The sequence below is a fragment of the Streptomyces sp. NPDC012508 genome (assembly GCF_042902595.1).
In the GTDB taxonomy this organism is placed as follows: Bacteria; Actinomycetota; Actinomycetes; order Streptomycetales; family Streptomycetaceae; genus Streptomyces.
This window is the reverse complement of record NZ_JBIBEO010000003.1, coordinates 232,991-247,535: the sequence shown is the minus strand read 5'-3', so window position 1 is coordinate 247,535 and position 14,545 is coordinate 232,991. Positions and strand designations below refer to the sequence as shown.

18 protein-coding genes are annotated in these 14,545 nt (G+C 68.2%); 1 reads left to right on the top strand and 17 read right to left on the bottom strand.

The window, feature by feature from the left end; genetic code table 11:
- Positions 1 to 4: 4 nt before the first annotated feature.
- From glmM to ACFY8U_RS11570, 4 genes are all read right to left on the bottom strand, one after another.
- A complete protein-coding gene (glmM, locus tag ACFY8U_RS11585) occupies positions 5 to 1,363 on the bottom strand; it encodes a phosphoglucosamine mutase (protein WP_389568732.1) in 1,359 nt (452 codons plus the stop codon).
- 164 nt (positions 1,364 to 1,527) lie between these two features.
- Positions 1,528 to 2,046 carry a 30S ribosomal protein S9 gene (gene rpsI / locus ACFY8U_RS11580; protein WP_352188402.1) on the bottom strand — a complete coding sequence of 173 codons (519 nt, stop codon included), beginning with the start codon at positions 2,044 to 2,046 and terminating at the stop codon, positions 1,528 to 1,530.
- A 44-nt stretch (positions 2,047 to 2,090) separates the two neighbouring features.
- On the bottom strand, positions 2,091 to 2,534 hold the full coding sequence (gene rplM / locus ACFY8U_RS11575; protein WP_015035600.1) for a 50S ribosomal protein L13: 444 nt from the start codon (positions 2,532 to 2,534) through the stop codon (positions 2,091 to 2,093).
- A 227-nt stretch (positions 2,535 to 2,761) separates the two neighbouring features.
- The gene (locus ACFY8U_RS11570) at positions 2,762 to 4,384 is read right to left on the bottom strand and encodes an ABC-F family ATP-binding cassette domain-containing protein (protein ID WP_389568728.1); all 1,623 of its coding nucleotides are present in this window, start codon (positions 4,382 to 4,384) and stop codon (positions 2,762 to 2,764) included.
- A gap of 56 nt (positions 4,385 to 4,440) precedes the next feature.
- Between ACFY8U_RS11570 and ACFY8U_RS11565 the strand changes: the two genes are divergently transcribed.
- A complete protein-coding gene (locus tag ACFY8U_RS11565) occupies positions 4,441 to 5,466 on the top strand; it encodes a hypothetical protein (protein ID WP_389568726.1) in 1,026 nt (341 codons plus the stop codon).
- A gap of 131 nt (positions 5,467 to 5,597) precedes the next feature.
- On the opposite strand, the gene truA is transcribed toward ACFY8U_RS11565, so the two are convergent.
- The 13 genes from truA to rpsE form a co-directional block, all read right to left on the bottom strand.
- Positions 5,598 to 6,452, bottom strand: a complete 855-nt coding sequence (truA, locus tag ACFY8U_RS11560) for a tRNA pseudouridine(38-40) synthase TruA (RefSeq protein WP_389568723.1) — start codon at positions 6,450 to 6,452, stop codon at positions 5,598 to 5,600.
- A 79-nt stretch (positions 6,453 to 6,531) separates the two neighbouring features.
- Positions 6,532 to 7,029 carry a 50S ribosomal protein L17 gene (gene rplQ, locus ACFY8U_RS11555; RefSeq protein ID WP_361442477.1) on the bottom strand — a complete coding sequence of 166 codons (498 nt, stop codon included), beginning with the start codon at positions 7,027 to 7,029 and terminating at the stop codon, positions 6,532 to 6,534.
- 178 nt (positions 7,030 to 7,207) lie between these two features.
- Positions 7,208 to 8,230 carry a DNA-directed RNA polymerase subunit alpha gene (locus ACFY8U_RS11550; protein WP_003966937.1) on the bottom strand — a complete coding sequence of 341 codons (1,023 nt, stop codon included), beginning with the start codon at positions 8,228 to 8,230 and terminating at the stop codon, positions 7,208 to 7,210.
- A gap of 149 nt (positions 8,231 to 8,379) precedes the next feature.
- A complete protein-coding gene (gene rpsK, locus ACFY8U_RS11545; RefSeq protein ID WP_003956432.1) occupies positions 8,380 to 8,784 on the bottom strand; it encodes a 30S ribosomal protein S11 in 405 nt (134 codons plus the stop codon).
- Positions 8,785 to 8,850: 66 nt separating this feature from the next.
- A complete protein-coding gene (gene rpsM / locus ACFY8U_RS11540; protein ID WP_005313488.1) occupies positions 8,851 to 9,231 on the bottom strand; it encodes a 30S ribosomal protein S13 in 381 nt (126 codons plus the stop codon).
- A gap of 185 nt (positions 9,232 to 9,416) precedes the next feature.
- Positions 9,417 to 9,530, bottom strand: a complete 114-nt coding sequence (gene rpmJ, locus ACFY8U_RS11535; protein WP_003956441.1) for a 50S ribosomal protein L36 — start codon at positions 9,528 to 9,530, stop codon at positions 9,417 to 9,419.
- A gap of 62 nt (positions 9,531 to 9,592) precedes the next feature.
- Positions 9,593 to 9,814 (bottom strand): translation initiation factor IF-1, encoded by a 222-nt coding sequence (infA, locus tag ACFY8U_RS11530; protein WP_003956442.1) that lies wholly within the window; start codon positions 9,812 to 9,814, stop codon positions 9,593 to 9,595.
- 342 nt (positions 9,815 to 10,156) lie between these two features.
- A complete protein-coding gene (gene map / locus ACFY8U_RS11525) occupies positions 10,157 to 10,993 on the bottom strand; it encodes a type I methionyl aminopeptidase (RefSeq protein ID WP_361606829.1) in 837 nt (278 codons plus the stop codon).
- Between the two features lie 96 nt (positions 10,994 to 11,089).
- Positions 11,090 to 11,737: an adenylate kinase gene (locus ACFY8U_RS11520; protein ID WP_361606832.1), complete on the bottom strand. Its 648-nt coding sequence runs from the start codon at positions 11,735 to 11,737 to the stop codon at positions 11,090 to 11,092.
- Complete coding sequence (secY, locus tag ACFY8U_RS11515) at positions 11,737 to 13,056, bottom strand: preprotein translocase subunit SecY (protein WP_361445403.1); 1,320 nt, start codon at positions 13,054 to 13,056, stop codon at positions 11,737 to 11,739. Before secY ends, ACFY8U_RS11520 begins: the two co-directional genes overlap by 1 nt.
- Before the next feature lie 213 nt (positions 13,057 to 13,269).
- A complete protein-coding gene (gene rplO / locus ACFY8U_RS11510) occupies positions 13,270 to 13,725 on the bottom strand; it encodes a 50S ribosomal protein L15 (RefSeq protein ID WP_361445400.1) in 456 nt (151 codons plus the stop codon).
- Between the two features lies 1 nt (position 13,726).
- A complete protein-coding gene (gene rpmD, locus ACFY8U_RS11505) occupies positions 13,727 to 13,909 on the bottom strand; it encodes a 50S ribosomal protein L30 (protein WP_005313525.1) in 183 nt (60 codons plus the stop codon).
- Positions 13,909 to 14,511: a 30S ribosomal protein S5 gene (gene rpsE / locus ACFY8U_RS11500; protein WP_015035588.1), complete on the bottom strand. Its 603-nt coding sequence runs from the start codon at positions 14,509 to 14,511 to the stop codon at positions 13,909 to 13,911. Before rpsE ends, rpmD begins: the two co-directional genes overlap by 1 nt.
- Positions 14,512 to 14,545 lie beyond the last annotated feature (34 nt).

Below are 14,545 nucleotides of genomic sequence, written 5' to 3'. Positions count from 1 at the left end.
CGTCCTAGCCGAGCGCCGACTTCACGACGTCGGCCAGCCTGCCGGCCACGGCCCGCGCCTGCTCGATGTCGGCGGCCTCGACCATCACCCGTACGAGCGGCTCGGTGCCCGAGGGGCGGAGCAGCACGCGGCCGGTGGAGCCCAGTTCGCGCTCGGCGTCGCCGACCGCGGCGGCCAGCTCGCCGGAGGTCTTCACCCGCGACTTGTCGACGTCGGGCACGTTGACCAGGACCTGCGGCAGCCGCTCCATGACGCCGGCCAGTTCCGCGAGGGACTTGCCGGTGGCCGCGACCCGCGCCGCCAGCATCAGGCCGGTCAGGGTGCCGTCGCCGGTGGTGGCGTGGTCGAGCACGATGACGTGCCCGGACTGCTCGCCGCCGAGGGCGTAACCGTGCTCCTTCATGGACTCCAGGACGTAACGGTCGCCGACCGCCGTCTGCACCAGCTGGAGGCCTTCGCGCTCCATGGCCAGCTTGAAGCCGAGGTTGGACATCACGGTCGCGACGACGGTGTCGCCGCGCAGCGTCCCGGCCTCGCGCATGGCGAGCGCGAGGACGGCGAGGATCTGGTCGCCGTCGATCTCGTTGCCCGCCGCGTCGACGGCCAGGCAGCGGTCCGCGTCACCGTCGTGGGCGATGCCGAAGTGGGCGCCGTGCTCGACGACGGCTTCCTTGAGCAGGCCGAGGTGGGTGGAGCCGCAGCCGTCGTTGATGTTGAGGCCGTCGGGCTCCGCGCCGATCGTGATGACCTCGGCACCGGCCCGGGCGAACGCCTCGGGCGACACACGGGCGGCCGCGCCGTGCGCCTCGTCGAGGACGACCTTGAGCCCGTCGAGACGGTTGGGCAGTACGGCGATGAGGTGGGCGACGTACTTGTCGAAGCCCTCGTCGTAGTCACGGACCCGGCCGACACCCGCGCCGGTCGGCCGCTCCCACGGGGCGCCGGTGCGGTGCTCCTCGTAGACGGACTCGATCCGGTCCTCCAGCTCGTCGGCGAGCTTGTGGCCACCGCGGGCGAAGAACTTGATGCCGTTGTCGGGCATCGCGTTGTGGCTGGCGGAGAGCATCACGCCGAGGTCGGCGCCGAGCGCTCCGGTGAGGTACGCCACGGCGGGGGTGGGCAGGACGCCGACGCGCAGCACGTCGACGCCCGCGCTCGCGAGGCCCGCCACGACGGCCGCCTCCAGGAACTCTCCCGATGCACGGGGGTCACGCCCGACCACCGCGGTCGGCCGATGGCCCTCGAAGGTCCCCGCCTCGGCGAGCACGTGCGCCGCCGCGACCGACAGGCCGAGCGCGAGCTCCGCCGTCAGATCCGCGTTCGCCACACCGCGCACACCATCCGTGCCGAAGAGTCGTCCCACAGCTGTCCTCCGAAACTGCTCCGAAAAGTGCGATCCCCTGAACGCGTGATGCCCGTTTTCGCATCAAAGCTGCCCGAAAGGGCCCAGGGGGAGGAAAAGACGTACGCCCCGGCAGCACGGGCAGTGCCGCCGGGGCGTACGTGCAAAGCAGACCGAGCAGGCGATTAACGCTTGCTGTACTGCGGGGCCTTACGGGCCTTCTTGAGACCGGCCTTCTTGCGCTCGACCGCACGGTCGTCGCGGGAGAGGAAGCCGGCCTTCTTCAGCGGACCGCGGTTGTTCTCCACGTCCGCCTCGTTCAGGGCGCGGGCCACACCGAGGCGCAGGGCGCCGGCCTGGCCGGAGACGCCGCCACCCGAGATGCGGGCGATGACGTCGTAGCGGTTGTCGAGCTCGAGCACCTTGAAGGGCTCGTTGACTTCCTGCTGGTGCACCTTGTTCGGGAAGTAGTCCTCGAGCGTACGCCCGTTGATCTTCCACTTGCCGGTGCCCGGGACGATCCGGACGCGGGCGATGGCGTTCTTGCGACGACCCAGGCCGGCGGCCGGCTGCGGGTCACCGAAGCGCGACGCCAGGGACTCCGAGGTGTACTCACCCTCGACGGGGACCTCGGACTCGAAGGTGGTGACCTCGGCGTAGGTCTCCTCGCCCTCGATGGGGTTCTCAACAGTGGTCTCGGCCACGATGCTCCTCAGATTTCTTTCGTTCTTAGGGGGTGTGGCCGGTACTACTGCGCGACCTGGGTGATCTCGAACGGGACCGGCTGCTGAGCAGCGTGCGGGTGGTTCTCGCCCGCGTAGACCTTCAGCTTCGAGAGCATCTGACGGCCCAGGGTGTTCTTGGGGATCATGCCCTTGATGGCCTTCTCGACGGCCTTCTCGGGGTTCTTGTCCAGCAGCTCGTCGTAACGGACGGAGCGCAGACCACCCGGGAAGCCGGAGTGGCGGTACGCCAGCTTCTGGGTCTTCTTGTTGCCGGACAGGTGGACCTTGTCAGCGTTGATGATGATGACGAAGTCGCCCATGTCCATGTGGGGGGCGTAGACGGGCTTGTGCTTGCCTCGCAGGAGGTTCGCAGCCGTCGTCGCCAGACGGCCCAGGACAACGTCCTGCGCGTCGATGATGTGCCACTGGCGAGTGACATCGCCGGGCTTGGGGCTGTACGTACGCACTTCGTAGCCTTCGCTTCTTCAGTGGATGGAGTCCAGACACACCTGAAGCGATCATGCAGCTGGGGCCTGCACTGCCGGGAACACCGCCCGTATGCGAGCCACTGGTAACTGCTCCAGGGAACCTGCGTAAGGGTTCTTCGCGTGAAAACGACGAAGCCAATACGCATAACAAACCGCAACAGTACCCGCGCCGCCCCCGACGGGTCAAAACGCCGCGGGGCCCCCGGTCAGCGCGCGCGCTCGACCCGGCGCTCGTCCCACACCGGCTCCGGCGTCTCCCGGACGACACCGTCCGAGCCGAAGACCAGATACCGGTCGAAGCTCTTCGCGAACCAGCGGTCGTGCGTGACGGCCAGCACCGTGCCGTCGTACGACTCCAGGCCGTCCTGGAGCGCCTCCGCCGACTCCAGGTCCAGGTTGTCCGTCGGCTCGTCGAGGAGCAGCGCAGTGGTGCCCGAGAGCTCCAGGAGCAGGATCTGGAAGCGGGCCTGCTGCCCGCCGGAGAGCTTCTCGAAGGGCTGGTCGCCCTGCCCCTCCAGCTCGTACCGCCGCAGGACCGACATCGCCCCGCCCCGGTCCTTCGCGTGCTCCGACCAGAGAATGTCCACGAGGGAGCGGCCCAGGAGCTCCGGGTGGGCGTGGGTCTGCGCGAAGTGGCCCGGCACGACCCGCGCGCCCAGCTTCCACTCGCCCGTGTGGGACACGGACGGGTCCCCGGCGAGCAGGCGCAGGAAGTGTGACTTGCCCGACCCGTTCGAGCCGAGGACGGCGACCCGCTCGCCGTAGAAGATCTCCAGCGAGAACGGCTTCATCAGACCGGTCAGCTCAAGGTTCTCGCAGGTCACGGCGCGTACACCGGTACGGCCGCCGCGCAGCCGCATCCGGATGTCCTGCTCGCGCGGCGGCTCCGGCGGCGGGCCGGCCTCCTCGAACTTCCTCAGCCGGGTCTGCGCCGCCGCGTACCGCGACGCCATCTCATGGCTGACCGCCGCCGCCTGCCGCAGGTTGATCACCAGCTTCTTCAGCTGCGCGTGCTTCTCCTCCCAGCGCCGCTTCAGCTCCTCGAAGCGGGCGAACCGCTCCCGCCGCGCGTCGTGGAAGGTCTCGAAGCCACCGCCGTGCACCCAGACGTCCGACCCGGCCGGGCCCGGCTCGACCGCGATGATCTTCTGCGCGGACCGGGCGAGCAGCTCCCGGTCGTGGGAGATGAAGAGCACGGTCTTACGGGTCTCCCGCAGCCGCTCCTCCAGCCACCGCTTGCCGGGGACGTCCAGATAGTTGTCCGGCTCGTCGAGGAGCAGCACCTCGTCCGTGCCGCGCAGCAGCGACTCCAGGACAAGGCGCTTCTGCTCGCCGCCGCTGAGCGTGCGCACCTCGCGGAACTGCGCCTTCTCGTACGGGACGCCCAGCGCCGCCATCGTGCACATGTCCCAGACGGTCTCGGCCTCGTACCCCTGGACCTCGGCCCAGTCGCTGAGCGCCTGCGCGTACGCCATCTGCGCGGCCTCGTCGTCGACCGTCATGATCAGGTGTTCGGCCGCGTCGACCGCCTTCGCCGCCTCGCGGATGCGCGGCTGGGCGACGGAGACGAGCAGGTCACGGACCGTACGGTCGTCCCGTACCGATCCGACGAACTGCGGCATCACACCGAGCCCGCCGCTCACGGTGACCGAGCCGCCGTGCGGCTGGAGCTCCCCGGCGATCATCCGGAGCAGTGTGGTCTTCCCGGCGCCGTTGGCCCCGACCAGGGCGACGACCGCGCCCTCCCCGACCCGGAAGGAGGCGTCCGCGAGCAGGACCCTCCCGTCGGGAAGGTAGTACTCCAGATGCGCGGCCTCGACATGTCCCATGGGGGGCATTGTCGCCGCCCGCACCGCTCAGGCCCAACCGGTTTAGGATGCGCGGCATGAGCTTTGGGGGACCCCAGTGGCCGCAGGAGCCGCAGCAGCCGGGGCAGCAGCCGTTCGGACAGCAGCCAGGACAGCCGGGACAAGAGCAGTACGGACAGCAGCACGGGCCGTACGAGCAGCAGCACGGGCAGCAGTACGGGAACCAGTTCGGGATGGGGGTACCGCCCGGGCCGCAGGGCCCAGGGGGACAGCCGAACCCGTTCCCGGGTGCGGAGGCCGGCCCCACACCCGACTGGGGTGCCCTCGCCGACGCCTCCGCGGCCGGCCGGCGCCGTAAGCGCTGGCTGGTGATCGGCGGTGGTGTGCTCGCGGCCCTCGTGGTCGGCGCGATCGTCGCCACGGCGGTCGTGAACAGCAACAAGGGCACCGGCACGGCCAAGAACGGCACGGTCACCCCGACCGGCTCGGCCGCCCCCAGCGACTCCCCCACGCCCGGCCCGACGTTCTCCTCCGTCGCGCCGCCGCCCCCGCCGAACCCCAAGGACTACATCTCGGACGAGAAGAAGGACAAGGCGCCGCTGAGCGCCGAGGGCCTCTTCCCGGGCAAGAAGCTGACGATGAGCGGCCGGGCCTACAAGAAGGGCGCGACCTCCTCGACGACCGACTGCGCGAGCGTCACGCAGGGCGGTCTGGGGGCGGTCCTGAAGAAGAACGGCTGCGACCGGGTGATCCGCGCCACGTACGAGAAGGACGGGGTGGCCATCACCGTCGGTGTGGCCGTGTTCCCGACCGAGGCGGCGGCGCTGAAGGCGAAGAACCAGGCCAGCGGCGGTATCGCCCCGCTCGCCGGGGCGGGTGTGAAGGACTTCTGCCGTGCGACGGTCTGTCTGCGCCGGGCGAACTCGATCGGCCGGTACGCGTACTTCACGCAGGCCGGCTTCACCGACGGCAAGAAGGTGACCACCTCCGACAAGGGCGTCTTCCAGGCCAGCGACGACCTGGGCACCTTCGCCTTCAACCAGATCTACGCCCGTGGCAAGTCGCAGGCCGCCGCGGCGGCGGCGGGCGCCCCCCAGGAGTAGGCGGGCGCCGCCCGTGCGGGCCATGGGCGCCTCTGGGCGCCGCCCGCGCGAGCCCTGGCACGTCGCTTCGTGCCCCGTCGGGTACGAAGCGACGTGCGTACCCGCCGAAACTCCCCAGAGGGAGGATCGGATCAGCAGCAGCCGGCGCCCGGCAGGGTGCGCTTGTTCCTGGCCTCCCGGTTGCGGGCGCCCAGCAGCTCGTCGGCCGGGTAGCCGACCTCTTCCAGGGTGAGGCCGTGCGGCCGGACCACATGCACGGCGGAGTCCCGTACACCCGCCGCCAGGACCTTCCCGGGCCACTCCACCGGACGGTGTCCGTCGCCGACGAAGAGCAGCGCGCCGACGAGCGAGCGGACCATGTTGTGGCAGAACGCGTCCGCCTTCACGGTCGCTTCCAGGACGCCCCCGGGCCGCCGCTCCCAGCGCAGCTCCTGGAGCGTACGGATGGTCGTCGCGCCCTCGCGCTTCTTGCAGTACGCGGCGAAGTCGTGTTCGCCGACGAGCCGCTCGGCGGCGGCGTTCATGGCGTCCATGTCGAGCGTCCAGTCGTGCCACAGGACATGGCCGCGCAGGAGCGGGTCGACACCGCCGGGGTTGTCGGTGACGCGGTAGGCGTAGCGGCGCCAGATCGCGGAGAAGCGCGCGTTGAACCCCTCGGGGGCCTCGGTGAGCCGCCAGACCCGTACGTCGTGCGAGAGCCGCCCGGCGAGCCGCCTGAGCAGCTTGTCCTGGTGCTCGGCCCACAGCTCGACGGGCAGATCGACGTGGGCGACCTGACCGCGGGCGTGCACACCGGCGTCGGTACGGCCGGCGACGGTCAGCTCGTACGTCTCCTTGGAGCGGGTGACGGTCTTCAGGGCATCCTCGATCTCGCCCTGGACGGTCCGCTGCCCCTGGGCCTGCTTCGCCCAGCCGGAGAAGTCCTTGCCGTCGTACGAAAGGTCGAGCCGAACCCGTACGAAGCCGTCCTGCACGTCGTCGCTCACGCGATCAATCCTCTCAACATCACGGGAACGGGCCCGTACCCCTAGGGGTACGGGCCCGCACACAAGATCGTCGGAACGCTTACGCGTCCTTCGACTCCTCGGCCGGGGCCTCGGCGGCGTCCTCGACCTTGGTGTCCTCGACCTTGGCGGCCTCGTCGGCCTCCTTGACGGCGCGCTTGGTGGCGGCCTCGGCCTCGGCGACGGTCGCCTTCTTGGCGATCTCGCCCTCGACCAGCTCGATCACAGCCATCGGGGCGTTGTCGCCACGACGGTTGCCGATCTTGGTGATACGGGTGTAGCCACCCGGGCGCTCGGAGTAGCGCGGGGCGATCTCGGTGAAGAGCGTGTGGACGACGCCCTTGTCCGTGATCGTCTGCAGCACCAGGCGACGGTTGTGGATGTCGCCCTTCTTCGCCTTGGTGATCAGGCGCTCGGCGACCGGACGCAGGCGGCGGGCCTTGGCCTCGGTCGTGGTGATGCGGCCGTGCTCGAAGAGGGACTTCGCCAGGTTGGCGAGCAGCAGACGCTCGTGAGCGGCGCTGCCACCGAGGCGGGCACCCTTGGCGGGACGCGGCATGGTGTTTCTCCTTGTGATCTGCACCGGCCGTATGAGGTACCGGTGTCAGTGTCCGAGCGGGCGGTCGCCCGTCGGAGATCCGGGCTGCCCCCGTAGGGGCGCCCGGAAGGGGCGCGGGGAACTGCGCGATCAAGCACAGCGCACCCGCACCCGAGTACGGACCGGAAGGCCCGAGCTCTTAGTACTGCTCGGTCTCGACGAAGCCCGCGTCCGCGTCGTCGTCGGCGCCGAAGGCGTCCGCGGCGGCGGTCGGGTCGAATCCGGGCGGGCTGTCCTTCAGGGCCAGGCCCATGCCGGCCAGCTTCGCCTTGACCTCGTCGATCGACTTCGCACCGAAGTTGCGGATGTCGAGCAGGTCGGCCTCGGAGCGCGCCACGAGCTCACCCACGGAGTGGATGCCCTCACGCTTGAGGCAGTTGTACGAACGAACGGTGAGCTCGAGCTCCTCGATCGGCAGCGCCAGGTCGGCGGCGAGGGCGGCGTCCGTGGGGGACGGGCCCATGTCGATGCCCTCGGCGTCGATGTTGAGCTCGCGCGCCAGACCGAACAGCTCGACCAGCGTCTTACCGGCGGACGCCATGGCGTCGCGCGGCCGCATGGCCTGCTTGGTCTCGACGTCGACGATCAGCTTGTCGAAGTCGGTGCGCTGCTCGACACGGGTCGCCTCGACCTTGTACGTGACCTTGAGCACCGGCGAGTAGATGGAGTCGACCGGAATGCGGCCGATCTCCTGGCCCACCTGCTTGTTCTGCACGGCGGAGACGTAGCCGCGACCGCGCTCGACGGTCAGCTCCATCTCCAGCTTGCCCTTGCCGTTCAGCGTGGCGAGCACCAGGTCGGGGTTGTGCACCTCGACACCGGCCGGCGGGGCGATGTCAGCAGCGGTGACCAGGCCGGGACCCTGCTTGCGCAGGTACATCACGACCGGCTCGTCGTGCTCCGAGGAGACGACCAGCTGCTTGATGTTCAGGATGAGGTCGGTGACGTCCTCCTTGACGCCCGGCACGGTGGTGAACTCGTGCAGGACACCGTCGATACGGATGGACGTGACCGCCGCACCCGGGATCGAGGAGAGGAGCGTACGGCGGAGGCTGTTGCCGAGCGTGTAGCCGAAGCCCGGCTCCAGGGGCTCGATGACGAACCGCGAGCGGAATTCGTCGACGACCTCTTCGGTCAGCGAGGGACGCTGAGCGATCAGCATGGTGTGTGTTCCTTCAGTCGTGGACGCCCACTATTTGACGCCCGACGGGTACTGCTCGTACTGCAAGGGTACGGGCGGCACGCCTCCGAAGAGCCGTACCGCCCATCCCTCAGAACAACCGTTGCCGGTCGTGCGTCAGACGCAGAGCGTCAGACGCGACGACGCTTCGGCGGACGGCAGCCGTTGTGCGGCGTGGGGGTGACGTCCTGGATCGAACCGACCTCGAGGCCCGTGGCCTGGAGGGAGCGGATCGCGGTCTCACGGCCGGAGCCGGGACCCTTGACGAAGACGTCGACCTTGCGCATGCCGTGCTCCTGCGCGCGGCGAGCGGCCGACTCGGCGGCCATCTGCGCGGCGAACGGGGTGGACTTGCGCGAGCCCTTGAAGCCGACGTGGCCGGCGGAGGCCCAGGAGATCACGTTGCCCGAGGGGTCCGTGATCGAGACGATCGTGTTGTTGAACGTGCTCTTGATGTGCGCGTGGCCGTGAGCGACGTTCTTCTTTTCCTTGCGGCGCACCTTCTTGGCAGCGCCCTGACGACCCTTGGGGGGCATCTATTACTCCTACGGGAGGTGGTCGGTCCTACAGCGAAGACCGCTTGGTCAAGCGTCCGCTGAGGACTACTTCTTGCCCGGCTTCTTCTTACCGGCGATGGCGCGACGCGGGCCCTTGCGGGTACGGGCGTTCGTGCTGGTGCGCTGACCGTGCACGGGCAGGCCACGACGGTGACGGATGCCCTGGTAGCACTGGATCTCGATCTTGCGGCGGATGTCGCCCTGGATCTCGCGGCGGAGGTCACCCTCGGTCTGGAGGTTGGCGTCCACGTACTCGCGGATCTTGACCAGGTCCTCTTCGGCCAGGTCACGAACGCGGGTGTTGGGGTTCACGCCGGTGGAGGCGAGAATCTCCTTGGACCGGGTACGCCCGATACCGAAGACGTAGGTGAGTGCGATCTCCACACGCTTTTCGCGCGGGATGTCAACACCGGAAACGCGTGCCATTCAATGGCTCCTGTGTGTTCGGGGGTCTTCCGCAAAGCCGCTCCTGAGTCGCCGTATGAGGTACGAATCAGGTCCCCGGCCCCCGCCGGAGGTGCCGCCGACCCTTGCGGGCTGGGCGGGCTCTGCGTATGTACGAATTGCTTGCGTCGCGCGAAGAACTGCGGGTGCAGGTCGGTCGGCGTGCGTCAGCCCTGGCGCTGCTTGTGGCGCAGGTTGTCGCAGATGACCATGACCCGGCCGTGACGGCGGATCACCTTGCACTTGTCGCAGATCTTCTTGACGCTCGGCTTGACCTTCATGGGATGTGAGGTTCTCCGGGTCAGTGCCACCACCCGCGGCGGAGCCGGGGTGCGGGCAAGATCTACTTGTACCGGTAGACGATCCGGCCACGCGTCAGGTCGTACGGAGAGAGCTCCACGACGACCCGGTCGTCCGGAAGGATTCGGATGTAGTGCATCCGCATCTTGCCGGAGATGTGCGCGAGGACCTTGTGACCGTTCTGGAGCTCCACCTTGAACATGGCGTTCGGGAGGGACTCGATCACGGTGCCCTCGATTTCGATGGCACCTTGCTTCTTGGCCACGCTTCGCCTTTCGAATCGGCTACCTTGATCGACTCTCGATCCGTGTGCGGGCACACGGGTACACGAGAGCCGACGCATCAGTCTACGTCAGGGCCCTGGAAAAGACGAATCCGGGAAGTCTGCCCACCGGAGAAGATCCTTACGCAAGCAGCCACGCCGCGGTCCAGCCCGGCTACGCCAGCGGATCCGGCGCCGCCACCACGCCCAGCTCGGCCGGCTTCGCCTTGCCGCCGACCCACTTCCCGACGCAGCCCTCGCGGGCTCGGCGCCCCGGGGGCGCCTCACAGGCTTCGGACCGCTGCGGCGGACTCCGTCCGCCGGCCGGAGACGGACGCCCGCCGACTACGCCAGCGGATCCGGCGCCGCCACCACGCCCAGCTCGGCCAGCTTCGCCTTGCCGCCGTCGGGGGCCGTCAGGACCAGGGGGCCTTCCTCCGTCAGGGCCACCGAGTGCTCCCAGTGGGAGGACCAGGTGCCGTCCGTGGAGACGACCGTCCAGTCGTCCTTCAGGACCTCCGTGCGCGGCGTGCCGAGCGAGACCATGGGCTCGATCGCCAGGCAGAAGCCGGGCACCAGCTTCGGGCCCTTGCCGCGCTTGCGGGAGACGTAGTTCAGCAGGTGCGGGTCCATGTGCATCTCGGTGCCGATGCCGTGACCGCCGTAGTCCTCGACGATGCCGTACTTGCCGCCGCCCGGCTTCGGCTGGCGGCGGATGTACGTCTCGATCGCCCGCGAGACGTCCACGAGCCGGTTGCCGTTCTTCATCGCGGCGATGCCGGCCCACATCGACTCCTCGGTCACCCGCGAGAGCTCGATCAGCTCCGGGGCGTGGCCCGAGCCCACGAACGCCGTGTACGCCGCGTCGCCGTGCCAGCCGTCGACGATCGCGCCCGCGTCGATGGAGATGATGTCGCCGTCCTTGAGGACGGTCTTCTCGTCCGGGATGCCGTGGACGACGACCTCGTTCACCGAGGTGCAGATGGTCGCGGGGAACCCGCCGTACCCGAGGAAGTTCGACTTCGCCCCGTGGTCCGCGATCACCTTCCGCGCGACCTCGTCCAGGTCCTTCGTCGTGGCACCCGGCACGGCGGCCTCACGCGTGGCCGCGTGGATGGCGGCTACGACCAGCCCGGCCTCGCGCATCTTCGCGATCTGCTCGGGGGTCTTGATCTGCACCATCGTGACGGGGGCCTTCCTTGCGAGTACACGGGACAGAACAACGATACGGCCGCGGCGCCCCCGAGGGGCACCGCGGCCGTGTCGAACGAACCAGGGTTACTTCTTGAGCGCGGCCATCGCCTTCGCGGTGACCTCGTCCACCTTGCCGAGCGCCGAGATCGTCACGACCAGGTTCTGCGCCCGGTAGTAGTCGATGATCGGCTCGGTCTGCGTGTGGTAGACCTCCAGGCGCCGGCGGACGGTCTCCTCGGAGTCGTCGTCGCGCTGGTAGAGCTCACCGCCGCACACGTCGCACACGCCCTCGCTCTTCGGCGGGGTGTACGTGACGTGGAAGACGTGCGCGCTGTCGTTACGGCAGATGCGGCGACCCGCGATCCGCTTCACGACCTCGTCCTCGGGGACCTCCAGGTCCAGGACCGCGTCCAGCTGCATGTCCTCGGCCTTGAGCACCACATCGAGCGCCTCGGCCTGGGCCACGTTCCGCGGGAACCCGTCGAGCAGGAAGCCGTTGGCGGCGTCGGCCTGCTCCATGCGGTCCTTGGCCATCCCGATGGTCACCTCGTCGGGCACGAGGTCGCCGGCGTCCATGTACGCCTTGGCCTTCATGCCCAGCTCCGTGCCCTGCGAAATGTTGGCACGGAACAGGTCACCGGTGGAGATGTGCGGAATGTCCAGGTTCTTGGCAAGGAACGCAGCCTGCGTACCCTTGCCGGCCCCGGGCGGTCCGACGAGGACGATTCGCATCAGCGGAGGAACCCTTCGTAATTGCGCTGCTGGAGCTGGCTCTCGATCTGCTTCACGGTCTCCAGCCCCACACCCACGATGATGAGGATGCTCGTCCCACCGAAGGGGAAGTTGGCATTGGCACCGCCGAAGCCTGCCAACGCCATCGTCGGCACAAGAGCGATCAGACCCAGATACAGCGAGCCCGGCCAAGTGATCCGGTTGAGCACGTAGCTCAGATACTCGGCAGTAGGTCGACCAGCCCGGATACCCGGGATGAAGCCACCATACTTCTTCATGTTGTCCGCGACTTCCTCGGGGTTGAACGAGATCGCCACGTAGAAGAAGGCGAAGAACACGATCAGGAGGAAGTACGTAGCGATGTAGTAGGGGTGGTCACCCTTGACGAAGTGGGCTTCGATCCAGGTCTTCCACCCTGCGGTGGAGCTCGAGAACTGAGCGATCAAGGCCGGGATGTAGAGCAGCGACGAGGCGAAGATGACAGGAATCACACCTGCCTGGTTCACCTTGAGAGGGATATAAGTGGACGTTCCGCCGTAGGACCTGCGGCCGATCATCCGCTTCGCGTACTGCACCGGGATGCGACGCTGGGCCTGCTCGACGAAGACGACCAGGGCCACCATCACGAAGCCGATCAGGATGACGGTGCCGAACTCGATCCAGCCCTTGGCGAGCTTGCCGCTCTCCTTGATGGCCCACAGGGCGCCCGGGAAGCCGGCGGCGATCGAGATGAACATCAGGATCGACATGCCGTTGCCGATGCCGCGGTCGGTGATGAGCTCACCGAGCCACATGACGACGGCGGTACCGGCGGTCATCGTGATGACCATGGTGGCGGTCACGAAGATCGACTGGTCGGGGACGACCTGGTTGGCCACCGTGCAGCCGCTGAAGAGCGCGCCGGTGCGGGCCGTCGCGACGAGACCGGTGCCCTGGAGGATGGCGAGCGCGATCGTCAGATAACGCGTGTACTGCGTGATCTTGGCCGTGCCCGACTGACCCTCCTTCTTGAGGGCCTCGAGGCGCGGAATCACGACGGTCAGCAGCTGCAGGATGATGCTCGCCGTGATGTACGGCATGATGCCGAGCGCGAAGATGGTGATCTGCAGCAGCGCTCCGCCACTGAACATGTTCACCAGGCCGAACAGGGAGTTGTTGCCCTGGCTCGCCTGGTCCACACACTGCTGTACGGCCTGGTAACTGACACCGGGCACGGGGATGTGTGCCCCGAGCCGGTACAGCACGATGATGCCGAGCGTGAAGAGCAGCTTCTTGCGCAGGTCGGGCGTCTTGAACGCCCGGGCGAACGCGGTGAGCACGGTGCCTCCTGCGACCCCCGCGCCATGCGCATGAGGTGACGGTCTTGAGGTTCGACGAATAGGTAACAGTCGTGAAATCCGTGTGGGCATACCGCACGGAGCCTAGACAGTGCACGCCACCTTACCGGCGACCATGCCCCCCTAGGAACGACCAACCGGGGATGCCCCTTATGAGAGGCATCCCCGGTCGGATGTTCAAGCCATCGAGTCGTCTCAGACGAGCTCGGTGACGGTGCCGCCGGCGGCGGCGATCTTCTCCTTGGCGGAGCCGGAGACGGCGTCGACCGTCACCTGCAGCGCCACGGAGACCTCGCCGGCGCCGAGCACCTTGACGAGCTGGTTCTTACGAACCGCACCCTTGGCGACCAGATCGGCCACCGTGACCTCGCCACCCTGCGGGTAGAGCGCGGCCAGCTTGTCCAGGTTCACGACCTGGTACTCGGTGCGGAACGGGTTCTTGAAGCCCTTGAGCTTCGGGAGACGCATGTGGAGGGGCATCTGCCCACCCTCGAAGCGCTCCGGAACCTGGTAACGGGCCTTGGTGCCCTTCGTACCACGACCGGCCGTCTTACCCTTCGACGCCTCACCACGACCCACACGGGTCTTGGCGGTCTTGGCGCCCGGGGCGGGACGGAGGTTGTGGACCTTCAGCGGGTTGTTCTCCGCCATGTCAGTCGACCTCCTCGACCGTCACGAGGTGGCGGACGGTGTGAACCATTCCGCGGAACTCGGGGCGGTCCTCCTTGACGACCACGTCGTTCAGGCGCTTGAGCCCGAGCGAACGCAGGGTGTCGCGGTGGTTCTGCTTGCTGCCGATGTACGACTTCGTCTGCGTGATCTTGAGGCGAGCCATTACGCACCCGCTCCCGCACGCGCACGAAGCAGAGCCGCGGGGGCGACGTCCTCGAGGGGCAGACCACGGCGAGCCGCGATCTCCTCGGGGCGCTGCAGGCCCTTCAGGGCCTCCACGGTCGCGTGCACGATGTTGATCGCGTTGTCGGAGCCGAGCGACTTCGACAGGATGTCGTGAACGCCGGCGCACTCGAGCACGGCACGCACCGGGCCACCGGCGATAACACCGGTACCGGGGGAAGCCGGCTTGAGCAGGACGACGCCCGCGGCCTTCTCGCCCTGGATCGGGTGAGGGATGGTGCCCTGGATGCGCGGAACCTTGAAGAAGTTCTTCTTGGCTTCCTCGACGCCCTTGGCGATGGCCGCGGGAACTTCCTTGGCCTTGCCGTAACCGACACCTACGGTGCCGTCACCGTCACCCACCACGACGAGCGCGGTGAAGGAGAAACGACGACCACCCTTGACAACCTTGGCGACGCGGTTGATCGCGACAACGCGCTCAACGTACGCGGTCTTCTCGGCGGCAGCGCCACCGTCGCGGCCCTTCCGGTCCCGCCGCTCGCCGCCACCGGCACCGCTTCCGCGGCGCTGGGGTCCAGCCATTGGATTTACCTCTCTCTGTTACGTCCGTTAGTCC